This window comes from Granulicella aggregans, from assembly GCF_014203275.1.
Lineage (GTDB): Bacteria > Acidobacteriota > Terriglobia > Terriglobales > Acidobacteriaceae > Edaphobacter.
Genome location: NZ_JACHIP010000002.1, coordinates 416,474 through 441,726, shown reverse-complemented (window position 1 = coordinate 441,726; position 25,253 = coordinate 416,474). Strand labels below are relative to the sequence as shown.

General features: G+C 61.4%; 27 protein-coding genes. 14 read left to right on the top strand and 13 right to left on the bottom strand.

Annotated elements, in window-relative coordinates:
- The first annotated feature begins 84 nt into the window (after positions 1-84).
- Positions 85-2,040, top strand: coding sequence for a Fe-S protein assembly chaperone HscA (gene hscA, locus HDF16_RS07305; RefSeq protein ID WP_184214990.1), 1,956 nt, complete (start codon positions 85-87; stop codon positions 2,038-2,040).
- Between the two features lie 62 nt (positions 2,041-2,102).
- On the opposite strand, the gene HDF16_RS07300 is transcribed toward hscA, so the two are convergent.
- Positions 2,103-2,807 (bottom strand): TetR/AcrR family transcriptional regulator, encoded by a 705-nt coding sequence (locus HDF16_RS07300; protein WP_221312582.1) that lies wholly within the window; start codon positions 2,805-2,807, stop codon positions 2,103-2,105.
- Between the two features lie 92 nt (positions 2,808-2,899).
- Between HDF16_RS07300 and HDF16_RS07295 the strand changes: the two genes are divergently transcribed.
- From HDF16_RS07295 to HDF16_RS07285, 3 genes are read left to right on the top strand one after another with little or no spacing between them, the layout of a single operon-like run.
- Positions 2,900-3,334 (top strand): 2Fe-2S iron-sulfur cluster-binding protein, encoded by a 435-nt coding sequence (locus tag HDF16_RS07295; protein WP_246408834.1) that lies wholly within the window; start codon positions 2,900-2,902, stop codon positions 3,332-3,334.
- A 26-nt stretch (positions 3,335-3,360) separates the two neighbouring features.
- Entirely contained in the window at positions 3,361-3,576 is a 216-nt protein-coding gene (iscX, locus tag HDF16_RS07290) for a Fe-S cluster assembly protein IscX (RefSeq protein WP_184214987.1), read from the top strand.
- Positions 3,577-3,628: 52 nt separating this feature from the next.
- On the top strand, positions 3,629-4,279 hold the full coding sequence (locus tag HDF16_RS07285; protein ID WP_184214984.1) for a carbonic anhydrase: 651 nt from the start codon (positions 3,629-3,631) through the stop codon (positions 4,277-4,279).
- Here the strand turns inward: HDF16_RS07285 and murJ are convergent.
- Positions 4,276-5,853 (bottom strand): murein biosynthesis integral membrane protein MurJ, encoded by a 1,578-nt coding sequence (gene murJ, locus HDF16_RS07280; RefSeq protein ID WP_348641287.1) that lies wholly within the window; start codon positions 5,851-5,853, stop codon positions 4,276-4,278. The two genes, HDF16_RS07285 and murJ, sit on opposite strands and share 4 nt — an antisense overlap.
- Before the next feature lie 107 nt (positions 5,854-5,960).
- Here murJ and HDF16_RS07275 point away from each other — a divergent pair, with 107 nt between their 5' ends.
- Together HDF16_RS07275 and HDF16_RS07270 are read left to right on the top strand one after the other, a co-directional pair.
- Entirely contained in the window at positions 5,961-6,860 is a 900-nt protein-coding gene (locus HDF16_RS07275) for a LysR substrate-binding domain-containing protein (protein WP_184214981.1), read from the top strand.
- An 89-nt stretch (positions 6,861-6,949) separates the two neighbouring features.
- On the top strand, positions 6,950-7,882 hold the full coding sequence (locus tag HDF16_RS07270) for a YeiH family protein (protein WP_246408830.1): 933 nt from the start codon (positions 6,950-6,952) through the stop codon (positions 7,880-7,882).
- Here the strand turns inward: HDF16_RS07270 and HDF16_RS07265 are convergent.
- Entirely contained in the window at positions 7,879-8,442 is a 564-nt protein-coding gene (locus HDF16_RS07265; RefSeq protein WP_184214976.1) for a MerR family transcriptional regulator, read from the bottom strand. The two genes, HDF16_RS07270 and HDF16_RS07265, sit on opposite strands and share 4 nt — an antisense overlap.
- Positions 8,443-8,626: 184 nt before the next feature.
- Here HDF16_RS07265 and HDF16_RS07260 point away from each other — a divergent pair, with 184 nt between their 5' ends.
- Entirely contained in the window at positions 8,627-9,292 is a 666-nt protein-coding gene (locus HDF16_RS07260) for a hypothetical protein (RefSeq protein ID WP_246408828.1), read from the top strand.
- A 59-nt stretch (positions 9,293-9,351) separates the two neighbouring features.
- On the opposite strand, the gene HDF16_RS07255 is transcribed toward HDF16_RS07260, so the two are convergent.
- Entirely contained in the window at positions 9,352-9,900 is a 549-nt protein-coding gene (locus HDF16_RS07255; RefSeq protein ID WP_184214973.1) for a septal ring lytic transglycosylase RlpA family protein, read from the bottom strand.
- 255 nt (positions 9,901-10,155) lie between these two features.
- Here HDF16_RS07255 and HDF16_RS07250 point away from each other — a divergent pair, with 255 nt between their 5' ends.
- Genes HDF16_RS07250 through HDF16_RS07230 form a run of 5 tightly spaced genes read left to right on the top strand, consistent with a single transcriptional unit; the run spans position 10,156 to position 15,835 of the window.
- The gene (locus HDF16_RS07250; protein WP_184214970.1) at positions 10,156-11,517 is read left to right on the top strand and encodes an MBOAT family O-acyltransferase; all 1,362 of its coding nucleotides are present in this window, start codon (positions 10,156-10,158) and stop codon (positions 11,515-11,517) included.
- 14 nt (positions 11,518-11,531) lie between these two features.
- Positions 11,532-13,046: a GDSL-type esterase/lipase family protein gene (locus HDF16_RS07245; protein ID WP_184214967.1), complete on the top strand. Its 1,515-nt coding sequence runs from the start codon at positions 11,532-11,534 to the stop codon at positions 13,044-13,046.
- The gene (locus HDF16_RS07240) at positions 13,043-14,602 is read left to right on the top strand and encodes an SGNH/GDSL hydrolase family protein (RefSeq protein ID WP_184214964.1); all 1,560 of its coding nucleotides are present in this window, start codon (positions 13,043-13,045) and stop codon (positions 14,600-14,602) included. The genes HDF16_RS07245 and HDF16_RS07240 overlap by 4 nt, the downstream gene beginning before the upstream one ends.
- A 51-nt stretch (positions 14,603-14,653) precedes the next feature.
- A complete protein-coding gene (locus tag HDF16_RS07235; protein ID WP_184214961.1) occupies positions 14,654-14,890 on the top strand; it encodes an acyl carrier protein in 237 nt (78 codons plus the stop codon).
- A 9-nt stretch (positions 14,891-14,899) separates the two neighbouring features.
- On the top strand, positions 14,900-15,835 hold the full coding sequence (locus tag HDF16_RS07230; RefSeq protein ID WP_184214958.1) for a 3-oxoacyl-ACP synthase III family protein: 936 nt from the start codon (positions 14,900-14,902) through the stop codon (positions 15,833-15,835).
- A gap of 53 nt (positions 15,836-15,888) precedes the next feature.
- On the opposite strand, the gene moeB is transcribed toward HDF16_RS07230, so the two are convergent.
- From moeB to HDF16_RS07210, 4 genes are all read right to left on the bottom strand, one after another.
- Positions 15,889-17,118, bottom strand: a complete 1,230-nt coding sequence (moeB, locus tag HDF16_RS07225) for a molybdopterin-synthase adenylyltransferase MoeB (RefSeq protein WP_184214955.1) — start codon at positions 17,116-17,118, stop codon at positions 15,889-15,891.
- Between the two features lie 112 nt (positions 17,119-17,230).
- A complete protein-coding gene (locus HDF16_RS07220) occupies positions 17,231-17,518 on the bottom strand; it encodes a MoaD/ThiS family protein (protein ID WP_184214952.1) in 288 nt (95 codons plus the stop codon).
- Positions 17,515-17,991, bottom strand: a complete 477-nt coding sequence (locus HDF16_RS07215; protein WP_184214950.1) for a Mov34/MPN/PAD-1 family protein — start codon at positions 17,989-17,991, stop codon at positions 17,515-17,517. The genes HDF16_RS07220 and HDF16_RS07215 overlap by 4 nt, the downstream gene beginning before the upstream one ends.
- The gene (locus HDF16_RS07210) at positions 17,988-18,944 is read right to left on the bottom strand and encodes a PLP-dependent cysteine synthase family protein (protein WP_184214948.1); all 957 of its coding nucleotides are present in this window, start codon (positions 18,942-18,944) and stop codon (positions 17,988-17,990) included. Before HDF16_RS07210 ends, HDF16_RS07215 begins: the two co-directional genes overlap by 4 nt.
- A gap of 117 nt (positions 18,945-19,061) precedes the next feature.
- On the opposite strand from HDF16_RS07210, the gene HDF16_RS07205 reads away from it, so the two are divergent.
- Positions 19,062-19,496 (top strand): hypothetical protein, encoded by a 435-nt coding sequence (locus HDF16_RS07205; RefSeq protein ID WP_184214946.1) that lies wholly within the window; start codon positions 19,062-19,064, stop codon positions 19,494-19,496.
- A 7-nt stretch (positions 19,497-19,503) separates the two neighbouring features.
- On the opposite strand, the gene rsmI is transcribed toward HDF16_RS07205, so the two are convergent.
- Together rsmI and HDF16_RS07195 are read right to left on the bottom strand one after the other, a co-directional pair.
- Positions 19,504-20,370: a 16S rRNA (cytidine(1402)-2'-O)-methyltransferase gene (rsmI, locus tag HDF16_RS07200; protein ID WP_184216168.1), complete on the bottom strand. Its 867-nt coding sequence runs from the start codon at positions 20,368-20,370 to the stop codon at positions 19,504-19,506.
- Positions 20,371-20,429: 59 nt separating this feature from the next.
- Positions 20,430-21,518, bottom strand: a complete 1,089-nt coding sequence (locus HDF16_RS07195) for a CBS domain-containing protein (protein ID WP_348641266.1) — start codon at positions 21,516-21,518, stop codon at positions 20,430-20,432.
- Positions 21,519-21,561: 43 nt separating this feature from the next.
- On the opposite strand from HDF16_RS07195, the gene rsmD reads away from it, so the two are divergent.
- Complete coding sequence (gene rsmD, locus HDF16_RS07190) at positions 21,562-22,218, top strand: 16S rRNA (guanine(966)-N(2))-methyltransferase RsmD (RefSeq protein ID WP_348641265.1); 657 nt, start codon at positions 21,562-21,564, stop codon at positions 22,216-22,218.
- Here the strand turns inward: rsmD and HDF16_RS07185 are convergent.
- Genes HDF16_RS07185 through thiL form a run of 3 tightly spaced genes read right to left on the bottom strand, consistent with a single transcriptional unit; the run spans position 22,179 to position 24,954 of the window.
- Complete coding sequence (locus HDF16_RS07185) at positions 22,179-22,805, bottom strand: hypothetical protein (protein WP_184214940.1); 627 nt, start codon at positions 22,803-22,805, stop codon at positions 22,179-22,181. The genes rsmD and HDF16_RS07185 overlap by 40 nt on opposite strands.
- A complete protein-coding gene (locus HDF16_RS07180; RefSeq protein WP_184214938.1) occupies positions 22,802-23,935 on the bottom strand; it encodes a cystathionine gamma-lyase in 1,134 nt (377 codons plus the stop codon). Before HDF16_RS07180 ends, HDF16_RS07185 begins: the two co-directional genes overlap by 4 nt.
- Positions 23,936-23,973: 38 nt before the next feature.
- Positions 23,974-24,954, bottom strand: coding sequence for a thiamine-phosphate kinase (thiL, locus tag HDF16_RS07175; protein WP_184214937.1), 981 nt, complete (start codon positions 24,952-24,954; stop codon positions 23,974-23,976).
- Positions 24,955-25,253: the final 299 nt, after the last annotated feature.

Sequence of the window (25,253 nt, the reverse complement as noted above, 5' to 3'; positions counted from 1 at the left end):
GGCTGACAATGCGATGCGACAATCAAAGTAGCGCCTGAAGCGTCGGCGCGCAAGCCTCGGAAAGTTAAAAGGAACTTCAGAACCATGGCAGAAGAAACACAAGCAGGCCGCGTAGTCGGCATAGACCTCGGCACCACCAACTCGCTCGTTGCGTTCATGCAGGGCGACTCTCCCGTGGTCATCCCGGGAGAAGATGGCGACCGGCTCGTTCCCTCCGTCGTAGCCTTCAACGACCAGACCGCCGAGGGCTTCCTTGTTGGTAACGCGGCGCGCGCGACGCTGCTTACGGACTCGTCGAGCGCCGTCTACTCCGCCAAGCGTTTGATGGGCCGCGACCTCGCCGACATCGAAGAAGAGCTCAAGCTCTTCCCCTTCAAGCTCGCCGAAGGTCTGAAGCCGGGCGAAGTCCTTAAGCTCAACGTTGGCGGCCTCTCGCTTACGCCGCCAGAGATCTCCGCCTACGTCCTGCTGCAGCTCAAGAAGAACGCTGAGCGCTTCTTCGGTGCACCGGTGACCAAGGCGGTCATCACCGTCCCTGCGTACTTCAACGACGCACAGCGCCAGGCGACGAAGGATGCTGGCCGTATCGCCGGTCTCGAGGTCCTCCGCCTCGTCAACGAGCCCACCGCTGCGGCGCTTGCTTACGGGCTCGATAAGCAGAAGGACGGCCTCATCGCCGTCTACGACTTCGGCGGCGGAACCTTCGACGTCTCCATCCTCAAGCTTCACGAGGGCATCTTCGAGGTCATCGCCACCAACGGCGACACCCACCTGGGCGGCGACGACATCGACAACCTGCTGATCGCCATCGCGCTCGATGACATCGCAGGCGACGCCGATCTCGCTCTGACTCCCGACACGCTGCACAGCGGCGAGACCATCCAGGAGATTCGCAAGGCGGTGATTGAGGCGAAGATCAGGCTCTCCACTGAAGACTCGGCACGGCTCAACGTGAGTCTTCCCAATGGCAAGTCCTACACCCGCGAGATCACCCGGGCTCAGTTCGAGCAGCTCACCGCGCAGGTCATCGCTCGTACCGCCGCGCCTTGCAAGCAGGCTCTGAAGGACTCAGGCCTGACGCCTGACCAGATCGATGAGGTCGTGCTGGTCGGCGGATCGACGCGAATTCCTGCTGTTCGCGCGCTGGTAGATGACCTTTTCCAACTCACCCCGCGGGGTAAGAAGCCGCACACCGATCTCAATCCCGACGAAGTCGTCGCGCTCGGCGCTGCCGTTCAGGCGCAGATACTCTCCGGCAGTTCGTCGGCGGCGACCGCAGACCTTTTGCTGCTCGATGTGACACCGTTATCGCTTGGCATCGAGGCGCTCGGTGGCGTGGTCTCGAAGATCATCCAGCGCAACTCGACCATCCCGGCGAGTGCCACCGAACACTACACCACCGGCGTGGACGGTCAGACCAACGTCGCGATTCATGTGCTCCAGGGTGAGCGAGAGCTCGCCAAAGACTGCCGTTCACTGGCGCGCTTTGACCTCAAAGGCATTCCGCCGATGATGGCCGGACTGCCGCGCATCGAGGTGAAGTTTCTCATCGATGCAAACGGCATTCTGCATGTCAGCGCGCGAGAACAGCGCAGCGGCCAGCAGGCGGAGATCGAGGTGAAGCCCACCTACGGCCTCACCGACGAGCAGGTGGAAGACATGATCCTTGCCTCGTTCGACAACGCCGAGCAGGACATCGAGGAGCGGCAGGTGATCGAGGCAAAGAACGAAGCAGAGACCATCCTGACAGCCGTCGATAAGGGGCGTTCGCACGATGCCTGGCAGCAACTTAGCTCCGATGAGATCGCGACCATTAAGATTGCCGTCGATGAGCTCAAGGCGTCTGTCCTCGGGGGCCAATACAAAACCATCCGCTCCGGCATCGAGCGGTTGGACAAGGCTACCCGCCGCTTCGCCGAACTGATGATGGACTCGGCGGTCTCGGGCGCGATGAAGGGCAAGACGATGACGTCGGCCGGAGAAGACATGGGCGAAGGCCCGACTGCGCCGCATCCGTTTGCCAAGGCCGATATCAAATAGCCACTGAGGTACGGGTGCCCCATCCATCGCACGTTCACCGCGATGGGTGGGACCTAGAAGGCTCAATCTTCGTAGACAATCGCCAATAGCTCTCCCGCCAACTTGTGCAGTGGCCGGAAGAGAGGAACGCCGGCAATCTTCAACGCCACCAGCAGCATCTTCAGCGTCTTCTCGTAGAGCGCCATGGTCTTCTTCTGTTCAGGGCTGCGATCATAGACCCAGAAGAGGATGAGCCCCATCTGGTACATCCACAGCAGCCGGCCTAGGTAGGGCGATAAGCTCGGCGGCAGTTTCACTCCACTCTCATGCGCGGCGCGCTCGAAGGTGGCGACGTCTTCATCCCGAATGATCGCCGTCTCCTGCGAGAAAGGCGACAAAGGATGCTGTGGGTCGGTGTGCGCGGTCAGTGCGCTGAGCAGGCTTCGGTTTGGCTCGAAGTAGGCGAACTTCTTTGAGAGAATGACGCGCAGACGGGCCTCGAGCGTCTTCGCGTGGTCCAGTTCCGCGCCGATCTCCACCTGCATCTCGCGGTGTGAACGCTCGTAGAACGCCATCACCAGCGCGTCCTTCGAGTCGAAGTAGTAATAGGCAGCTCCCACTGCGACGCCCGCTTCGGTCGCAATCTCGCGCATAGTAGCCTTCTCGAACCCGCGCGCGCAAAAGACCGAGAGAGCGGCCTCGAGGATCCGGATGCGCGTCTCTTCCGACTTCTTCAGCTTCTTCTCTTCCAACTCGGACCCCACAACCTGTTGAACAGGTTCAAACAAACCATAGGATGCCGCCGTTCACGCGTCAACTTGCAGCGGAGATGGGCTTCAGCCTCCGGGCAGAGCCTCATCTGAACTAAACTGATTAGGACATGTCCTTAACCGAAGTTCACTATCTGAGTTCCGAAGATCTAGCCACTCCCGCCGCCGAAGACATGGTGCGCGTCACCTTTCTGCCTGAAGGCAAGACCGTTGAATTCCCCTTTGGCTCTCTCGAGTACGACGGCCACGGCCTGCCGATGTCCTTCCTCGATGTTGCCGAGAACTATGACATCTTCCTCGACCACGCCTGTGGCGGAGCCTGCGCCTGCACGACCTGCCATATCTGGGTAAAGCAAGGTGCCGGCGGCGTCAGCGAAGCCGAAGACCTGGAGCTCGACCGCATGGAGACGGCCGCGGACATTCAACTGAACAGCCGCCTCGGCTGCCAGGCAGTCATCGAAAAGCCTGGCACTTACGTCGTCGAGATTCCCAAGTGGAACCGCAACTACGTGCAGGAGGGCAAACCCTCCACCCCGTCGGCATAGCTTTAGCCACCTCACAGGAGAGAACGATGCCCCGCGAAATTACATGGACCGATGTCCTAGAAATCGGTATCCAGCTTCAAGAGAAGTTTCCCGAACTCGATCCCTACACTGTCCGCTTCACCGATCTTCACCGCTATGTGACCGAACTTCCGGGCTTTGCGGGCGACCCCGCGAAGTCGAACGAAGGTATCCTCGAGGCCATCCAGACGGCCTGGCACGAAGAGTACGAAGACGCCAAGTAGGCGATGGACGACCCTTAAACCAGCAGTCGCATGAATAGGGTAAGTTATCCGCATGGAACACATCATCGACGGCGTCCTGCGCTTTCAGCGTGAGGTTCGGCCCAACAGCGAGGCGCTCTATCGCGAACTGGCGATCGCGCAGTCGCCGCAGGCTATGTTCATCGGCTGCGCTGACTCTCGCGTTGTCCCCGAGATCTTTACCGCGCAGGACCCCGGATCGCTCTTCGTCGTGCGGAACGCGGGAAACATCGTCCCTCCAAGCTCTACCGAACCCGGCGGCGTTACGGCCAGCATTGAGTATGCAGTCGCCGTGCTGGGCATACCCGACATCGTCATCTGCGGTCACTCAGGCTGCGGCGCGATGACGGCGATCCTGAACGGTGCCCAGAATCTTACGAAGCTCCCCGCAGTAGCGCGATGGCTCCGCTACTCGGATGCCGCCTTGCGCGCGGTTGATGCCGAGGTTCCGGACGCTCCCCTTGAAGTTCGACTTGACGCGCTGGTGAGAGAGAACGTCCTCACCCAACTGGATAATTTACTAACCCATCCCTCGGTAGCGGACGCGATTCACAACAAGCAGCTTCGCGTTCACGGCTGGGTATACGACATTGGAACAGGCCGCGTGGACAACTACGACGCGCGTATCCAACAGTTTGTGCCGCTTACCGCTGAGACCTTCGCCGACGCGACGCCGCTGGTCTAACTTTTTCTGCGAAGCAGTTGCGCGGGAAGTTTTGCCCTCGTCGCAAGCAGCGTTGCTCCGCTGATAACAGCCCAGACGATGGTGCCAATAGCGATGGCAATAAAGTCAGCACGGTGGCCTCGCGACAGGTTCAACGCTCTCAGGCAGGCCGCAACTCCGGCATAGCTGAGCAGGCTTGCCAGCAAGGCCTTTCCAAGCTCTGCGTACTCAAGCCCCTGAATGTGAACGAGGCGATATCGGTGCAGAAGAATCGCCAGCGTGACCACGCTGATGGCCATGCCGATGTCTGAAGCGATGGCCAGTCCGGCTACACCCATCCCCTGGAAGAGCAGGGCATAGATGGGGATGGAGATGAGCGTCACTGCCCAACCCGCGACGGCTGGGGTGAGCGTGTTTCCCGCCGCGTAGAAGCTGCGGGAGTAGATAGCCTGTGCCGACCAGACTGCGATAGAGATGGCAAAGATCGTGAAATAGCCTGAGGTCTCGGCGGCATCTGCGGGGCTGAAGCGGCCGCCGCGGAAGAGGTCGATGAGGGGCATCGAGAGTGCCATCATCCACGCACCCGCCAGGAGGGACGTCGCGACGACGCGCGAGACCGAGCGATTGACGGCGCTGGCGAAGTCCCACGAACGGCCTTGCGCGAAGAGTGAAGCGAAGAAGGGAAGGGAAGCGGCTCCGGCCGCGGAGCCAAGGAGAGTCATCGGGGCGTTGAAGAGGCTCTTGGCCACGCTAAGCTTCGAGATGCTGCCCGGCACCGATGCCGCATAGTAGTTGACGATCCACTTGTCGGCGTAGGTCAACGAGACCCCCACCATGAGTGGGACACTCAGTTTCAACCATTCGCGGAAGACGGGATGGCGAAGGTCCAGAATAAATTTGTAACGCCACCCGTTACGATACGCTCCGAACGCGGCAAACCCTGCCGGACCGAGCACCATGCCCGCGACAACGCCATAAGCGAGCGAATCGACGCCAACGGAACGCGAGAGGAGGACGCCGCCAAGGATGATGCCAAGGTTATAGACCAGCGGCCCGAAGGCCTGGTAGAGAAAGATTTTCCGCACGAGCAGGCGCGAACCCAGAACACCGCCCGCAAAGAAGAAGAGCTGCGCGGGAAGGATGATCCGGGTGAGGCGAGTGCAGAGCGCGGCGCTCTCCGGGGAGAAGTCATGGAAGGCCAGGCGAGTGTAGAGCGGAGCGAAGATCTCCGCCGCGAGGATGGCTGCGCCCAATATCGCGGCGACGCCGTTGAGCACGATGAGCAGGGCATGGTCGGCACCCGCCTCGTCGCCTTTTTGCCGATAGCGGTTGAGGATGGTGATCAACGAGATGGAGGCTACGCCGCCGACCAGGAAGTAGCTCAGCATGTCCGGTAGTTGGAACGCTGCGTTGTAGGCGTCGGTCGCCGGGCCGGCCCCGAATGTACGGTTGATATACGCCGTGCGGACGAGGCCGAGAAGACCGGATAGCAGGGTTGACGCCATCGTGATCAGCGTCGCAGAGAATGCGGTCTGGGTCTGCGACATGCGCAGCCAGGCAAACCTGCCCGGCTTTTCCGCACCCGGATTCTTCACCAATGCCAAACTCAATCTCTCCCAACTGGCTGCAAACCTCCATTCTATCGGGCGGGGTCGGTGAAATCTGCGAGACTAGGTCAATCTACTCGACTAGGGTCAACAGCATGGAAAATCACCGCCTCAGGGTCTTTCGCGAAGTGGTCGAGCAGATGAGCTTTCGCAAGGCCGCTGAGGCGCTTCATCTCAGCCAGCCTGCGGTGAGTCAGCAGATTCGCGCGCTCGAAGAGGAGTGCGGAGCGAGGCTGTTTGAGCGCGACGGCAACCAGATTGCCGTCACCGCTGCGGGCCGGGTTCTGCATGGGTACGCGCTCTCTGCCGCGGCTCTGGTTGAAGAGGCGAAGACCGCGCTGGGAGCGTTGAATCACATGGTCAGCGGGCAGCTTCGTGTTGGAGCTTCGACCACGATAGCGCAGTACATCCTGCCCCGAGTGCTTGGAGCCTTCCACCGGCAACACCCGCAGGTGCAGCTTTCGGTGTTAAGCGGAAACACCGAGGAGATCGTCGAGGCAGTCGTTGCGGAAGGCGTAGCGCTTGGCCTGATCGAAGGTCCGGCCATGCGGCGAGGACTTCGGGTAGAACCGCTGATGCGCGATCGCATGGTCTTGATTGCGGGCGGCAAAGGACGGTCAACAGAGACCCAGGCGGCCATCTCCATCGAAGAACTCACACGCCTGCCGTTGCTGATGCGGGAGCGCGGCTCGGGCTCTCGTCGCGTTGTGGAGCGCGCGCTGAAACATGCCGGTGTCGCCGTCAATTCGCTTCATGCCGGGATGGAGCTTGACTCGACGGAAGCGATTTTGAGTGGCGTGGAAGCGGGACTTGGCGTGGGGTTCGTCTCCGAGAGCGCTATCGGGAAAGAGCTTCGGCTTGGTACGGTTCGTATCGTCAACCTTCAGGGCGTTGCCATCGAGCGTGACTTCAGCCTGATCTATCGTGCCGGTCAAGAGCCCGTTGGAGCGGCAGCGGCCTTCCGACGCTTCGCAGCCTTCGATCTCCGAAGTTGAGGCTTGTGCAAGGTTATAAGAAATGCTTATGACCCATCGTAACAATCGTCTCGACAATGCAACTCCACGGGCGTCTTCTTGTAGCTGACATGATTCGCAATCTCTTCTATATCGGCATTATTCTCTCGGCCAGCGGGCTTATCTCACCCCCGATCGCGCTTGCGGGCGGCCTGATCTTCGGGCTGACCACCATCCATCACTTCCACGTCGAAAGCCGCAATCTTTCGAAGTTCCTGCTACAGGCAGCGGTCGTCTGCCTGGGCTTCGGGATGAACCTGCAGGAGGTCGTCCACGCGGGCAAGTCCGGATTTATCTACACGGCGATCAGCATCACCTTCGCGCTTAGCCTGGGCGTCGCGCTGGGCAAACTGCTGAAGGTCCAGCAGACGCAGTCGCTCTTGATTGCCTTCGGAACGGCGATCTGCGGAGGAAGCGCGATTGCCGCCATCGGCCCGGTGCTCGAAGCCAATGAGGAAGAGATGGCAGTCTCTCTGGGCACGGTCTTCGTGCTCAACTCAGTCGCTCTGCTCACCTTCCCGGCGATTGGCTGGGCCTTGCATCTGTCGCAGACGCAGTTCGGACTGTGGGCGGCGCTGGCGATCCACGACACAAGCTCGGTTGTGGGGGCGGGAGCGAAGTACGGGCCAACGGCGCTTGCAGTCGGCACGACGGTCAAGCTGGCGAGGGCTCTATGGATTGTTCCGCTGGCCATCGCCACCGCGTCGATCCGCAAGAGCAAGACGCGCATTCACTGGCCCTGGTTCATCCTGTACTTCTGCGGAGCGGCGGTGCTGGCGACTTACGTTCCCCACTTCCTGCCGCAGTCTGTGCCGTTCTTCGGTGCGCTCAACCGGCTCGGCCGCGCAGCGCTCACCGTGGTTCTCTTCCTGATCGGCACCGGCATCACGCGCACGACGCTGCGCGAGGTGGGCGTGCGTCCCTTGATTCAGGGCATCACGCTCTGGATTGTGGTGGCGAGTCTGTCGCTGTATGCGATCGCGCGCGGATGGATCGCGCTCTAGGACTGGTCCAGGTTGTCGAAGAGGCTGGCGAACTCGGGCTTTGCGACGACGGCCTTTGGCTTCACCGCGCGGATCGACTGCACCGCTGCCTTGGGCTTTGCAACCGGCTGTTGAGAGAGAAGTGCAAGCAGGGACTGCATTTCGGCTCGCAGAGCTTGCAGCTTGACCGAGATCGCGTCATTCGATTCAGGTTCGGCTGCAGGTGCAATCGCTGTCGGTGCCGGTGTTGCAGCCAGGGGTTCTTTAGACCGAAGTTCGCCCTTAAGATACTGGCGTGCTCCGGCGATCGTGTAGCCCTCATCGTAGAGGAGCGTCTTGACCCGGAGCGCCATCTCTACATCGCGTCGACGGTAGAGGCGCTGGCCGGTGCCTCCCTTATTGGGCTTCAGCTGTGGAAACTCGCTCTCCCAGAATCGGAGCACATAGGGAGCCACTTCGCAGAGCTTCGCTACCTCGCCGATGCGGAAGTAGAGCTTGTCCGGAATCTCGCGCGCGCTCTTGGAGGCGCCGCCGGTCCGGTCCGTCTTCGCCCCGCTCCGAACTGGCTGACGTAGTGCCATTGCAGACTCTCTCCGGTGCGGACTCCAGTAAGCCTGGTGCGCCGCCTTGCTTGCCAACAAGTATAGCGGCTGGCACCCGGATTTATGAGCTTCGCTGAACCTGCGGCATTACCCTGAAAGATTCTGTGAACCGTCGAGCGCGCGATGTCGTATGTTGTCTCATACGTTTTTGCGGAGGCACAGCATGTCCGGTTCCCAGTCCAACTTCAGGCCAATCACCTTTTTGCTGCTCGGCGCGCTTCCCATCACCCTGATGCTCGGGTGCCGCATTGAATCGAAGAAGAGCGAAAGCGGCAATGGCGACAATGTGAAGATCGCGACGCCGTTTGGCGGAATGTCCGTTAAGACCGATGACTCGGACGTCGTAAAGAGCACCGGGCTGCCGACCTACCCCGGTGCGGTCATCACGAAGAAGAAGAGCAAGGACGATCACAACGATGGTGCTGCTGACATCAACATGAGCTTTGGAAACTTCACGCTCCGGGTGAAGGCTGTGAGCTTCACCACGACGGATCCGCCGGACCAGGTGCTGGCCTTCTACAAGAAGGGTCTAGCCCGCTTCGGCACGGTGATTCAGTGCAAAGACCACACGCCGGTGGGATCGCCGACACGCACTCCGGACGGGCTAACCTGCTCGGACGATGAGAAGGACAGCCACGTCCATGTGGACGACGATGTGAGCGGGAAGACGGAGCTAAAGGCGGGATCGAAGCAGCATCAGCACATCGTCGCCATCGACCCCGAAGGGAGCGGCACCAAGTTTGGCTTGGTGGCGCTCGACCTGCCGGGGCACTTCACCTTTGGCGACAAAGATGACAAGGACAAAGACAGTGACGAAGGAAAGCAGTAAAGGCGGGGAGTAAAGCAAGAAAGCAGGGAGTACAGGGCGCTTCAGCCCGGGAGGCCAGCCTAGCTGGCCTTCGCCAGAACATCCAGATGTACCGGGGCAATCCCCATTCTGAGGAGCCCGATCTTCTCGGCTGCAGCGGATGAGACGTCGATGACGTGGCCAGGATCAAGCAGACCTCGATCGTTGATCCGAACAATCACGGAGAGGCCATTCTTCAGATTGGTCACCTTGACGCGCGTCCCGAAGGGAAGCGTATTGCTGGCGGCGGTCAACTTGCGGCAGTCAAAGCGTTCGCCGCTGGCGGTGCGATGGCTATCCAGCACCAGGCCATACCATGTGGCCAGACCCGAGGGAACATGCTTCAGCTTCGCGAAGCTGGCTTCGACACGCTTCATGGTCAACAGACCGGGCGTCCGTGTGGTCACGGGCGACGGGGGAGTCATCAGGGAGGTCGTTGGGGTGGGAGAGACCTCGCGATTCAGGGGAGCGGTCGGCGCGGTCTCGGAGGTGTTGCTTACAGTGACCGGTTCAACGGGGTGTCCCAGTTGAACGGCGTTAACCAGTACGGTTCCTACAATCAGCGTCGAGCGCAGCGTTTCCAAAATCATCCAATCTCCAAATAGTACCTGCCGCAATTTGTGCGGCCCAACATCCAGTCACGGCTGGCACGTCTACAACGAATGTCCAGTTTACCAAATTAGACGCCGGAAGTTACCCTCAAAGGTCATGTATGCACTGCGAATTGTGCAGTTTGTAGGCAATCGCCGGAGCGAATCAGCCGAGTTAACAGAGTTGAACTTCCTGCGGCCCCATACTGAGATGGCCGTGGCTCCGATTCAGAGAGCCTGCGCTCACAGGACATCATGTATCCCACTGCCGCACCCTACTTTGTCTTTCTGGTAGCGGTCTGTCTCGTCTATTGGGCGGTCTGCCAGATTCGAGCCGCAAGGCTTGCGATCCTGGTAGTCGCAAGTCTCTTCTTCATTGCCAAATTTGGCCTTGGCTGCCTGTTGCTGGTGCCCGTCGCAGCGGCTCTGGACTTCTTCTTCGGCCTGGGCATCGGTCGCAGCACCTCAATCACGCAGCGGCGCGTTCTGCTGGCCGGCAGCGTCGTGCTGAACGTCGGCCTGATGGCTGCGGCCAAGGGATTCGGCGCAAAGCTGGGCTGGCTGTTCACCTTCAGCCTGTCGTACTACTGCTTCCAGCAGCTCAGCTACACCATCGACATCTTCCGCCGCGACGCTGAGCCCGAGACGAACTTCCTGAACTACGTTTCGGCAGCGACGTTTTTTCCGTCGCTCACGGCTGGCCCGATCAACCGCCTGCCTGACCTGATCGACAAGCTAAAGAAGCCATTCTCGCTCGAGGATACCCGCAGCGCCCGCGCGCTTCTGCTGATCGCTTCCGGTCTCATCAAGAAGCTGCTGATCGCGCAGTTCCTCGCCGACAATCTGGTGAACAACTTCCTCGACACGCCGAAGCTCTACAGCGGCTTCGAGGTGCTGGTCGCCGTCTGGGGCTACGCCTTCCAGCTCTACTACGATTTTTCGGGCTACACGGACATCGCCATGGGATCGGCCCTACTGCTGGGAATTGCGGTGCCGGAGAACTTTCACCGGCCCTACAGCTCCGCCAATATCGCGGAGTTTTGGCGCAAGTGGCACATCTCCTTCTCGCAATGGCTCCGAGACTACGTCTACTTCTCTCTGCCTTCGGAGCGCCGCGTCGCTGCGGCGAAGTTCACCAATCCGATCATCACCATGCTGCTGGGCGGCCTCTGGCACGGCTTCGGATGGACGTTCCTCATCTGGGGAGCGATGCACGGCGTAGCACTCTCTCTCACTAGGGCATGGCACGACTGGCGCAAGAAGCTTGGCAAAAAGCCGTCCGCAATCGGCCGGTATGTGGCCGTCTTCTTTACGTTCCAATTCGTCTGCGCAACCTGGATCTTCTTCCGCGCCGACTCCGCCTCGGATGCGCTCGACGTCTTCCGCCGTATCGGCTCGATGACCTTCTCGGTCGAGCATATCTCGCTTGCGATCGTCCTTTATCTTGCCGCCGCCGTCCTCCTGCACATCGCGCCCGAATCCTGGTTCGATGAGGCGGTCGCTCTCTTCAGCCGGACGCCTTTCATCCTCCAGGGAGCAGCGATCGCGGGAGTCGTTCTTGCCCTGCAGACCCTCGCCGGCAAGGGAGCCGCGCCGTTCGCTTACAGCAAGTTCTGAACCGTGATCACGCCATGAAGATAAAGATTCAAGTCGGACCGACCGCATTTCCGATCAAGACAGCCCTAGCTGTCGCCACCATCGCCGTCTCGCTGACGGCGTGGCACTGGCGCGTCGGGAAGACCTCGGCTGTCTATCCGTCAGGCCTCGACTGGCACAGCTTGTCCGCGGTTGGAGACCTGCCCTGGCTGCACCGCCCCGCTTCAACCAAGGCGGTGACTCACGCACCCGCCAAAGGTGCCGTCGGCACGGCGGCGCAGGCTCAGCAACCGCCCGACGCTCTGCTGATCGACAACGCCGGTTCGCTGGACAAGTTCTACGCGTCGCTGGCCAAGCTCGACGCGCACTCCGCGCGCGCGGACGCCACCGTCGTCCACTTTGGCGACTCGCCCACGACCGCCGACCTCATCACCGGCGACGTTCGCCAGCAGCTTCAGCAGCGCTTCGGCGACGCGGGACCGGGCTTCAACCTCATCGCCAAGCCGTGGGCCTGGTACCAGCATCGCGACATCGACGAGACCGACAAGGGATGGAAGTTCACCACGGCAGTCGGCCTGATGCGCGAGGGGCAGTTCGGCATCGGAGGCGTGGGCTTCGACGGCGGCAAGGACGCGTCGGCGCGGTACAAGTTCTCCGGCACCAGCCCGGACTCGATGCAATTGATCTGGAAGAATCAGACCGGTGGTGGATCGGTCTCCATCAGTGCGGATGACACCGAGGTCGCAACTGTGTCGACCGCGACCCCGATCGATCAACTTCTCCAGGGAGCACTTGCGACCCCCGAAACGCCCGTCGCGAAGCCGGTCGCAGCTACGGCATCGCAGTTCAGAACGATTCAGCTTCCTGCTGGCACGAAAACCGTGTCGCTCAAGGTCACGGACGGCAACGTCCACCTCTACGGCGTGATCTTTCAGCGCAATCAGCCCGGCCTGACCTACGACAGCATCGGCCTCAACGGAGCGTCGATCACGGTGCTCTCTCGTGCGATCTCGAAGGACATGATGAAGCAGAGCTTCGCGCATCTGCACCCCGACCTGATCGTCATCAACTACGGCACTAACGAGGCCGGATTTGCCTCCTTCATCGGCAAGCAGTACGAAGGCGAGCTTCGCATGGCGATCGCCCGTGTTCACGAAGCGGCCCCCGATGCGTCCATCCTGTTGATGAGCCCCATGGACCGCGGCGAGCGCGGGGCGGGCAACGCGATCACCACCATGGATACCATTCCGAAGATCGTCGATATACAGCGCCGCGTCGCCGCCGATACCGGCTGCGCCTTCTTCAACACCTTCCAGGCGATGGGTGGCGATGGCACCATGCAGCGCTGGTATGAGGGCAAACCGAGACTCGTCGGGGGCGACCTGATTCATCCCACGCCGCAGGGTGCGAAGATCGTTGCCACCTCGTTTGTCGGCGAGATTCAGAAGGGCTATGCGCGCTACAAATCCCGGAATGGTCTGCAGCCGCCGGCTGCAATGCCCGTTGCGGCACAGGCATCCTCCCCAATCAGCGAAAATAGTAAAAGATGACAAGCTCTCCGCGCCTGCGCCGTGCCAAATTCGTTTTGTTCGCTGTGGCTCTCTTTGGAGCAGGCACATACTCCACCCCCGGAATCTCTGCGGAGACGCCCACAAAGCCGGTGCGCAGGCTGGCTCCTCCTAAGAAGACCGTGTCGAAGCCGAAGAAGAAGAAGACTTCTTCATCCAAGTCGGCTGCTAAGTCTGCTGTGAGCTCAAAGCACAGCGCGAAGTCCACGACTGCTGACGCAAAGGTGAAACGTCACCACGGGCCGCCGCTTACCGCATACCGACTTGGGCATGGAGATAGCGGAGCGGGCACAACTACCGTCCCGGCCCCGTATACCGCTCCACCTCCGGCAATCGCTACCGGCCCCGCGCCGCTCACGCCCTCCGCTCTTCCCGGCCAGATCCAGTTCCCCGAGCACCTCGACCACTTCTTCGCACGGCTGCGCGACGAAGAGAGCGGCGACAACCAGCAGACGGTACGTATTCTGCAGTTCGGCGACTCGCACACCGCCGCCGATATGTTCACCGGACGCATGCGTTCACTCTTTCAGCAGCGGTTTGGCAACGGAGGCGCCGGGTTCACCTACGCAGGCCATCCGTTCGCGGGGTATCGCATCCTCGGCACCAGCCGTGCTCAAAGCAACGGATGGATCGACGAAGGCGTTCACTTCACCAAGATCGTGAACACGGAGCTTGGTCTGGGCGGGGTCGCCAGCACCTCTACGAGCGCGGGTGATTCCATCGGCCTTGATGCTCCCTGCGCCCTGCTTCAGGTGCAATACCTGAATCAGCCCGACGGTGGCAGCTTCCTGGTCACCGAGGACGGGCGAGAGCTCGGTCATGTCTCGACGGACAACCCGGTCTCCGCCGAGACCTTTGAATCGCCCTGTACTTCCAGCTCCGAGAGCGGACTGATACACCACTTCCAGGTTGTCGCGGACTCCGGCCGTCCGGTGCGTCTCTTCGGCACCGTGACCGAGCGCCCGGGAACGACCTATGAAGCTCTCGGCCTAAACGGAGCGGAAGCGGCATTGATGCTGCGCTGGGACCAGCCCATCTTCACCAGCTACCTGAAGCAGCGCGATCCCAGCCTGATCGTCCTCGCCTACGGCACCAACGAAGCCGGCAATCACAACTGGACCTACGAAAGCTATAGCGAAGTGCTGGGGAAGATCGTCGACATGCTCCATGACACAGTCCCCGACGCATCGATTCTCGTCGTCGGGCCGCCAGACCGTAGCCTGCGCGTGGGCCGCCGCCGCTCAGCCCATTGGCAGACCTTCGCCGCGACCGTCCACATCAGCGACGCGCAGCGCGACGTATGCCGCACCCATGACTGTGCCTTCTGGGACTGGCGTGCACGCATGGGCGGCCTTGGAAGCATGAATCGCTGGGCCTCCGAAGGGCTTGCCCAGCAGGACCACACCCACTTCACCAGCGCCGGATACATCCAGCTTGCTGACCTGTTCTACTCTGATATCATCGGCGCGTACGAGGTCTGGAAGGGGCTTCATCCAGCCACACCGCGTACCGTCTCTTCAGCCGCTCGTCGACCCTGAGCCTCACTCCCTCCCCAACCGCAACTCCCCCAGCTGAAGGGCTGGACGAACATGGCAGACCGCTCCCTCATCCTCAAGTGCATTCAGGCTGTATCCGCATCTCAGACAACTCCGACTCCAGACGAGAGTCTCTTCGACGCCGGTCTGCTCGACTCCTTCTCGCTGGTAGATCTCGCAACCCAGTTGGAGAGCCATTTCGGCGTCCAGATTCCCGACTCGGATTTGTCGCCGCGAAAGTTCGACACCATCGAACGCATCGACGCCTACATCTCGTCGCGAGCGAAGTAGTCTTCTCTCATGAGCTACCTTCGAGCCTTCGGAAAATATCTCCCCGAGCGCGTCGTCTCGAACGACGAGCTTGCAGCCGCCCTCGAGGTTGAGCCGGCTTGGATCCTGAGCTCCTGCGGCATCGAGGAGCGGCGATACGCGTTCGACTCCCAGACCCTCGTGGACCTAGGCGTCGAGGCGGCGCTGGATTGCCTGAAGAACGCTGGCACGGAGGCAAGCACGATCGGCATCGTGCTGGTCTCGAGCGGATCACCGGATGTCTTCTGCCCCGGCCCTGCCAGCGCCATTGCCGCGCGTCTCGGATTGGGTGACACGCCGGCGATAGATGTGCCGATTGCGAGTGCGGGATCGATCTCTGCGCTGGTGCTGGCGGAATCTCTGGCTGCGCGGTTCGGCAACGTGCTCGTCGTCGCCACCGAGGTGATGTCGCGCCGAATCCTTCGCACTCCTGAGGGGAAGAACAATGCCATCCTATTCGGCGACGGCGCGGGAGCCTGCCTGGTGACCCACGAGGACGCTGGCTTCGCCCGTATCGAGGCGGTCGCGCTGCATACGGACGGAGAGCGTGCCGGGGCCATCGTCGTCCGTGACGGCCAGTTCTCCATGGACGGGATGGCCGTCATCCGGCAGGCGAGCCAGAAGCTTCCCTCGGTCATCTCGGAGGTGCTCGCCAAGGCAGGAGTCGCCGCTGAAGAGTTGGGCGCGGTCCTGATTCACCAAGCGAATCTGAACCTGCTCGATCGCGTGGCGAAGACTTTGAAACTGCTGCCGGATCGACTCTTCACCAACATCCAGCGGTATGGCAATACGTCTTCGGCTTCGATGCTGATCGCTGCGGCGGAGTGGCGTGAGCGAACGCCTGAAGTGTCCTCCCCCATTGTGCTCGCCGCTTTTGGCGCTGGGCTCACCTACGGTGCACTGCTGGCCACTCCTACGTCGGAATAGAAAAGCGCCATGCGGCGATGACCGCATGGCGCTTTCTTCTTGATCGAGAGGGGTCAGTACTTCGGCATAGTTGGATCGATCTTCTCGGCCCATGCAAGAATCCCGCCCGTGAGGTTCGAGACATTGCTGAAGCCTGCATTCTTCAGGATGACAGCCGCCTTCTGGCTTCGTGCTCCCGAACGGCAATGCACGATGATCTCCTTGTCCTTCACCGACGCAAGCTCCGAGATACGGCCTTCGAGCGAGCCGACCGGAATCAGCGGCGCACCGAGGTTCGCAATCGGATACTCATGCGGCTCGCGCACGTCGAGCACGAAGATATCTTCCTTCGCGTCCAGCTTGCGCTTGAACGCTTCGACCGAGATTTGCGGGATGCCGTCGACGACTGGAAGATCGCCTACGGCCTGATTCTGGGCGACTTCGAGCGGGCCAACCTCGGTCGGCTTGGGAACGCCGCAGAACTGGTCGTAGTCGATCAGCTCAGTGACCGTCGGATGTGTTCCGCAGACCGGGCAGTCGGGGTTCTTGCGCAGCTTCAGCGTGCGGAAGCTCATGCCTAGCGCGTCGACAAGCAGCAGACGTCCGATCAGCGGGTCGCCGATCTTCAGGATCAGCTTAATTACCTCCGTCGCCTGAATGATGCCGACGAGACCGGGCAGAATGCCGAGTACGCCACCCTCGGCGCAGGAGGGAACAAGGCCGGGCGGCGGCGGCTCCGGGTAGAGGCAGCGGTAGCATGGGCCTTCTTCGGTGCCGAAGACGCTGGCCTGCCCCTCAAATCGGAAGATCGATCCGTAGGCGTTGGGCTTGCCGGTGAGCACGCAAGCGTCGTTGACCAGGTAGCGGGTCTGGAAGTTATCCGTCCCGTCGGCGATGACGTCGAAGTCCTTGAAGATCTCAAGCGCATTCGCGCTGGTCAGCATGGTGTTGTACTTGACCACGTTCAGGTGCGGGTTCAGACCCTTCAGCATGATCTCGGCGGAGTCGACCTTCAGCATCCCGACTGTCGCGGTCGAGTGGATCACCTGGCGCTGCAGGTTGCTGGCATCCACGGTGTCGAAGTCGACGAGGCCGATGGTGCCGACGCCTGCCGCTGCGAGATAGAGCGCAAGAGGTGCGCCAAGGCCGCCTGTGCCAACGCAAAGCACCTTCGCCGCCTTCAGCTTCTGCTGGCCCTCCATGCCCACCTCGGGCAGGATCAGGTGGCGCGAGTAGCGGGCGATCTCGTCGTTCGTGAGCTTCGGAAGTTCTGTGGTCGTGAGTTCTTCAGTAAGAACTGGCATGGTGCTTGTCCTTCTTTTCCGCTTCGAGCGCGGAAATCATGAAATTGTAAGGGAATTGGTTACAGATACACTCGACCGGCGCGGAGACCTTCGAAAAGGCGGCCAGGAATGGTTACAAATTACAACAACAGCCACCGGCGATGGAAGGAATGATGGTGAGTTCGTCGTTCTCAGCCGCAACGGTCTCTTCCTTGTTGGGAAGGTAGCGCACGTCATCGTCGTTCAGATAGACGTTCACGAACGAACGCAGCTTGCCTTCGGCGGTGAACAGGTGATTGCGCAGTTCGGGGTAGCTGGTGGCGAGCTGATCGAGCGTGGCTGCCACGGTTGCGCCGCCGACCTCGACCGTCTCCTTGCCGCCTGTGTAACTGCGGAGCGGCGTAGGGATGTGAATCTTCATGCTTCTCCTCTTTCCTTGCTGATCAACTCTGGTTGAGGCGTCTCTACGACGACCTCTTCGTTCTGAAACGCTTTGTTCTCTTCGCTCGTTCCGGTCAGCAGGAACGAGTTCGTCAGCTCTGCCTTGCCCTTATCGACGCTGGTGATGACGTAGCTGCAGCCCATCCAGTGCGCTTCGGCAAAATCTGTCTGTGACCATTGTGCCGGATGATCAGGGTGCGAGTGATAAAAGCCGACGATATCGAAGCCCAGACCGCGCGCCTGCCGCTGGACTTTCACCAGCTCCTGCGGCGCGATGTTGTACCGGTTGTGGGCGGAGTCCGTGCGCGTGTTGCCCGCCCGGACGATCAGACTGACCCGGTTGCCAACGCCTGCCTCGCTTTTGCCGAGGAGCACACCGCAACACTCATGCGGATAAGTCTCCTCGCCATGGGCGCGCAGGGCTTGAAAGTCTTCTTCGGAGATATGGATCATGCGGGTTCGCCCTCCTCCCAGAAACGTTCGCTAAGATACTTGTCCGCAGAGTCGCAAAGAATCGTCACGACGACTGCCTCGCGTCCTGCCGCTGCTTCCTGTTCTGCGATCTCGACCGCCGCTGCGACGTTTGCAGCCGAGGAGACGCCCATCAGTAAGCCGAGATGGCGGCCAAGATGCTTCGCCATCTTGTATGCGATCTCCGTGCCCATCTCGATGTTCTCATCGGCGAGCTTCGGATCGTAGATCTTCGGCACGATGGCCGTCGCCATGTGCTTCAGGCCTTCGAGTCCGTTGAACGGCGAGTTCGGCTGCATCGAGATGCAGCGAATGTCCGGGTTCAGCTCCCGCAGCCTGCGCGTGGTTCCCATAAACGTCCCGCTGGTCCCTAGACCGGCGACGAAGTGAGTCACGCGGCCGTTGGTCTGCTCCCAGATCTCTTCGGCGGTGGTGAAGTAGTGCGCCTTCCAGTTGTTGTCGTTCGAGTACTGGTCGGCGTAGAAGTACCGGCCGGGCTCGGCGGCTACCAGTTCGCGCGCTTTGCGGATCGCTCCATCGGAGCCGTCGGCGGGATTGGTCCAAACAACGTTCGCGCCATAGGCCTTCAAGATCCTCTTGCGCTCCGGAGACACATTCGAAGGCACGCACAGCGTCACCGGGAAGCCAAGCGCCGCTCCGAACATCGCGTAGGCGATGCCGGTATTGCCGCTGGTGGCGTCGAGCAGGCCGCGATCCTTGCTGATCAGCCCTTTGGCCTGGGCGTCGGCGATGATCATCGACGCGGCGCGGTCCTTGACGGATCCGCCGGGGTTCGCCCACTCGGCTTTGCCGAGGATCTGCACCCCGGCCAGGCGAGGGCTTAGGCCGTCGAGGCGGACGAGAGGCGTCTTCCCGACACGGTCGAGGACGCTGGTGCCAAGCGCGGTAGATGTCGTTACTAGCGTTGCACTCATACAAAGAACCTGCGTACTTGTCGTTCTAGCAACTCCGAATTTGGGCCGGAACGCTGAGCTACATTGAACCGAAAATCGATCTATGCGACAGTTATTGAGTCTAACTTATCGAAACCCATGGCAAAAAAGACCACACAGCGAAGCTTCAACGACGTCCTCTCGCTTCTGGGCGGTCAACGATTCGATGTTGCACCAGCCCACGACGGTTCACGCCGCACTCCGGCTGGCTTCCCCCCCGGTTTCAAAGTCAGCAAATACGGCTGCGCGGCGGAAATTGCCGAAGCTCCGTCAGGCTCCGATGGTACCGTTCTGGTGCTGGCGCGACCAGGCTGGCTGCTCGGCGGAGAGATCTCCCGGCTGGTCGATAAGGGCTACCAGAAGTTCTTTACCTCCAGCAAGATCGAGATTCCGGCGACCGCCGACCATCTCCGCGCGCTGCATACGTTTACCGAGGAGCTGAACGAGGCAACCGGATCGGCCACGCTCTACAACCAGTCTCTTGGGACCACTAGCGATAGTTACCTCTACGACCGGGTCAAGGGTAGGGAATAGACGACCGTTACTTCCGGCGATTCTGCTCGCGCTGCAGCTCCCGGTAGGCCTCGCTCTTACCCAGGCCGCGCTCCCTCGCGACGCGCTTCAGCGCCGCCATCTCGCTTAGCCCATCCGACTTAATCAGCGCCGCAACCTCTTCGGCGATGCTTCCTTTGACTGCGTCCGAAGCCGCTTCCGGGGCCAGCATCAGGACCATCTCTCCGCGAACGCTGGCCCGCGCTGCCAGTTCTGCCCGGACCTGCGCGACTCTCCCGCGCAGAAACTCTTCGTGCAATTTGGTCAGCTCGCGCGCCAGCGCTACTGGTTCCGAGCCTCCAAAGACCGCCTCAACATCTGCCAGCGCCTCCAGAATCCGGTGAGGCGTCTCGTAGAAGAGCTGCGTCGACCCATCCCGTGGCAGATCTTCCAGAACAGTCTTTCGTGCGCCCGCCTTCGAAGGAAGAAATCCTCGAAAAGTAAATCGCTCTGTCCCCAGCCCGCTGGCGATCAGACCAGCCAAGGCCGCGTTGGCGCCGGGGATCGGGAAGACCGGTACTCCTGCCGCGATGGCCGCTGCGGCGATCTGGCTACCGGGATCGGCGATTCCCGGCGTGCCTGCATCGCTCACCACTGCGATCCGCGCCCCGGCCTTTAGTGCAGCCGTCAATTCTTCGGACCGCGATCCTTCGTTGTGCATGTGATAGCTGACAGTGGGCGTCTTGATGCCGAAGTGGTTCAGCAGCTTCTGCGTCTGCCGGGTATCCTCGCAGGCGATGCGGTCGGCTTCGCGCAGCACGCGGAGCGCTCGTAGGGTGATGTCTTCAAGATTGCCGATGGGCGTCGCGACGAGATACAGCCCGGGAGCGAGCGGGCCGGCCTTGCGCGGAAGAATCGGCTCTTCTAAATCGACCGGAACATCAGCTTCAATATGCTGCGATTCGTCCACTGCGATTATTCCTGGTCCTGCTGGCTGGCGCGAGCGTTGCGCTCCTGCAGCTTCTTCGACTGGTTCAGGATGCTCATGGACTGTGAGAGATTCTGCGGCGTGATGATGCCAATGACGCGCTCGCCTTCGACCACCGGCACCAACTGAGCACCGACTCCATTCGTAATCCGCTGCAGCGTCTTCAGCAGGGAGTCGTCAGGCTGCGCCGTATGGAATGACCGCGTCATCACGCCCTGGACGTAGCCGTTGCCGTCTGTCTGCAGCGCCTCGAAGATACCCTGCCGCGAGACGGCACCGACGAGATTTCCAGCGCGCACAACCGGGAAAACATCCTGGAGCGAATGAATCGCCTGTTCGAGCGCGTCTTCAAGCGTCGCGGAGGCGGAGAGCGTCGTGTACTCCGTCAGCATGACGTCCTTCATGCGAACACTGTCGACCTTGGTCTGGAGCAGCACGCCCTGGTCTTCGAGATGCGCCGCGACCAGAACGAAGATGCCAATCAGCATCAGCACCAGGTTCACCAGCACGATTCCCATGATGACCATGCCGATGGCCAAATACTGGCCGAACTTGATCGCCTGTTGTGCACTGGCGATACCCCCACCGGCACTCGAAAATCCGCCGCGCAGCACACGACCACCATCCAGCGGCGCGACGGGGAGGAAGTTGATTGCGCCAAGCAGCACCTGCGTCCAGGCGAAAGAACGAAGGAGCGCGTCCGGTGTGACCCATGGCCGGTCGAGCAGGCCAAGTCCCGGAGCGATTCCTGCCATCATGCCGAAGAGGATCAGGCCCGTCGCGATATTAGCCAGCGGGCCGACGACGGCCATGCGCTTCTCGATGGCCGGCTTCGCTGCCCGCGCCGTGTCGTCCTGGGTCGCGTAGGTCGGAAGACCGCCGGTGGGGAGGAGAAGAACGCTGCGAAGTTCAAGTCCGAAGGATGCTGCAGCGATAGCCCGGGCGATCTCGCGCAGCACCACTGCGAAGAACAGCATCAGCCATAGCGTAAAGCCGCGCGTGCCGTTGCTCCCGGTCGCCTCGGCGAAGGTGATAGACGTTCCCAGCAGGAGAAGGAAGAACGCATGGATGCGCACTTCAACTCCGAGATATCTTCCAACGGGAAACGACCACGTCCGCATGATTCGATTGTATGCCTGCCTTTCGTTCGGCCGGTGTGCTGTTCCGGCGAGCGGCTACACTGTGGAGATGCGCGTTATTGCAGGAACTTATCGCTCCCGGCTGCTGGTCTCGCCACGGGGGACCGCAACTCGGCCTACCAGCGACCGCCTCCGCGAGACGCTCTTCAACATCCTCTCCCCAAAGATCGAGGGCTGTCAGTTCGCCGATCTCTACGCCGGCACCGGCGCTGTCGGCATCGAGGCGATCAGCCGCGGGGCAGCACAGGTGTGGTTCGCGGAGAACGTCGCCCCGGCTATTGCATCGATCCAGGCTAATCTTTCCGCGCTGAAGATAGTTCGTGGATTCACTATCGAAGACCGGGGAACGGGTGCGCTTCTGCAGCGGCTGGCAAAGTCTGGCAAGCCGCTCGACATCGTCTTTCTCGATCCGCCCTATGAGGCTGAGGCGGAGTACGAAGGTACTCTCAGCTTCTTCGGCAGCGTCCGTGGCCGCACGCTGCTGGCCCCGGAAGCTGTCGTGGTCGCCGAGCACAACACGAAGTCAACGCTTCCGGAGCGCTTTGGAGGCCTGGAGCAGTATCGCCGCCACAAGCAGGGTGACGCATCGCTAAGCTTCTATCGGGTCACTGCATCGACGCCGCCGGGCGACTCATAACCTCCGCCCGTGTGCTTGCCGGTGCGAAGATCGACAGCAAAGGCCATCTCTTTGTCCGTCGGCATGTTCCAGCCTGAGCCGTGGAGCGTGTGGCCGTCGATCTCGCCCAGTTGAACTCCCTCCCAGCTCAGCCTCCCCGTCTCCCATGCGAGGCCATCGCGTCCCCACGCCAGAATCTTATGGAAGCCCGCAAAGAGTAATAGATTCTCCTCAGGCGCGATGCAGACAGCGGAGACCGGCTTCATCGCGAGCAGCGTGCATCGCTCAGGCTGCAGGCTGTTGACGAGATAAGCGTATCCCCCAGCAACGGCGCAGAACTCATCCGGATTCGGGCAGGCGAAAAAGCCTGTCGGCACGGCGGCGCTGGTGAACCCGAGGGCGCAGGTCGCGAGGAACGTTCCTCCCGCAGCGGGGTGGATCAGCAACTGCAGCGCCCCGCGAGCGAGCGCATCTTCCTCGCCCGCGATCTGCAACGGAAACGTGAACTGTCGCGCCGGAGCGATCATCGGCGGCTCTTTCAACACCTGCGCTCGCCAGTTTGGCGGCCACGCCTCGAACGACCTCCGTGCCTGCTCTACTGTGTTCAAGCCAGCGCCTGGGCGATGTCGTCGACGAGATCTTCGATCGCCTCGCATCCGGCGCTCAGGCGAATGAGCCCATCGGGGATGTTGTCGTGGCCCCAACGCTTGCGACGCTCCGCCGTGGTGTGAATTGCGCCAAAGCTGGTGGCATCAGTGATTAGTTGCGCTCGGGAGAGGAAGTCGTCCGCTTTGGCCTGATCCTTCAAGACAAAGCTGAGCACCGGCCCAAACGACCGCATCTGGCGTCGAGCAACGGCGTGACCCAGCGCGCTTGGCAGGCCCGGATACATCACCGCCGAGACCTCGCCGCGCGTACCGAGAAACTCTGCGAGTGCCAGCGCATTCTCGCAGGATCGCTCCAGGCGCAGCGGCAGCGAGGCGATCGAGCGCAGCAGAAGCCACGCCTCCATCGGGCCCAGGATCGCTCCAGAACGAGTCCGCACCTTTGCCAGCCGGTCGTAGAGATTCATGCCGGAGGCGTCGGTCGCGCCTTCGCGAACCGCGACGTGTCCGGCCAGCAGGTCACCGTGGCCGCCAATCATCTTGGTGTCGGAGGAGACGGAAAAGTCCGCTCCTAGAGCCAGCGGAGACTGGCCCAGCGGCGTTGCCGTCGTGTTGTCGACGCCCACCAGAGCGCCGGCTTCGTGTGCCACCTTTGAGAGCGCCGCGATGTCGCAGACATCCATCGTCGGATTGCTGGGCGACTCAAGCCATAGGAGCTTTGCGCCTTCGAGCAGCGCCGCCTGGGCATCTCCGGCGGTCGGAGCCAGCCGCATCTCGACCCCCAGTGGAATAAAGATGTCCTGCATCAGCGCCCGCGCGCCGAAGTAACAGTCTGATGGCAGCACGGCCACATCTCCCGGCTCTAGGACTGCGCTGAACACGGCCGAGATCGCCGCCATTCCCGAGCCGTAGACCAGCGCCTTCGCGGTGTAGCCGTCACCTGACTCCATCCCGGCAAGTGCGCTCTCGACTGCGGTCCAGGTCGGATTGTGGTCGCGAGCGTAGGTGTAGGCACCCTCCTCCGGATCGCCCGGAGTGTGGAAGGGGGCGGCAAATACCGGGCCGTGGTGAATGGGTTCGCCGGTGGCGACAGGGGTCAGGGTCGACCGGATGATTCGGGTAGCGTCACGCATAGCTTTGAGTCTAAATCCGCCGGGTTATGAAAGCCGGATCAGCCGAAACGATGCTCCCAGCCGCCCGCCGTAAGTTTTCGTCTGTGTCCGCTCTCGTCGATTATCGTGATCGCCGCTCGTGGCTTTCTTGCTGTGAAGGTGCCAATGCGAGTAATCCGGACGCCTTCAATGGTTACCGGAATTCGCGTGGCTGGCTTGGCGGAGAAGAGAAGTTCGTAGTCCTCGCCGCCGTGCAACGCGAGATCGATTCTGCCGGAGGCGAGAGGATGGATGGACGCTGCGGGAAGCACAAGCTCGGCGGATAGGTGCGAAGCGTCACAGAGATGTTTCAGGTCGGTCGAGAGACCGTCACTGACGTCAATGCACGAGGTGGCCAGCCCGCGTCGAAGTAGGGTCTGCCCCGCCGAGAGCCTGGGAGCAGGGAATAGCTGTGGATGTTCGCCTGACTTCCTTATCTTCCCTGGAGCGGCGGCAAGCTGTTTCAACTCTGCCGCCGCTCCGCCAAGACTTCCAGTGACATAGATCAGGTCGCCGGCCTTCGCGGTCGACCTCAGCAGCGCCTTCCCGGCCGGAACCGATCCCATGAGAACGATGTCAGCGAGGACGTGCTCGCCAGGTGAGGCGGCAGTGTCCCCTCCTGCGAGCGGGACACTCACGGCGTCTGCCAGCGCCCGCAATCCGCGAAAGAAACCATCGACCCAGCGCCGGTCAGTATCACGAGGAAGTGCCAGTGAGAGAAAAGCCGCGATTGGCTTGGCTCCCATCGCCGCGAGGTCGCTCAGCCCGCGTGCGAGGCAGCGATGGCCGGCAGACTCGGGCGTATGCCAGTCCCGGCGAAAGTGACGACCCTCAAGGCAGAAGTCGGTCGTGACGACGATCTCATGACCGGCAGGCGGGCGAATCACCGCGCAGTCGTCACCGATGCCCACCCGGACCCGGCCTGCGGGGCGGCTGGCCGAGGCCCGCCGGATGCTTTCGATCAGGGCAAGCTCATGGGTGTTGCCGGGCGGATATCTCATGATCTGGACGCCATCTAGTCATCGTAAATCGCCCTGGCGTATCTGCTTCAGCGGCTGCAACATGCCACTTGCGAGGTATGCCCGAACCGGTCAAACTGCCCGTGCCCGGTTGCCTGACCGTGGCGCAGCTAGTACGATTAAGAAGCTCACAAGAGATTCGAGTATCCGCAGTGGCGAATGACCGAATGCAAATGAGAAATGCTAACTTCGATTTCCCCGCATCCGATCCATCATCCTCGGAGCCTCGTCTCTCTTAGCGCCGCGTACTTACTCTTCCTTTGTGGAGCGGCCAGATCCGG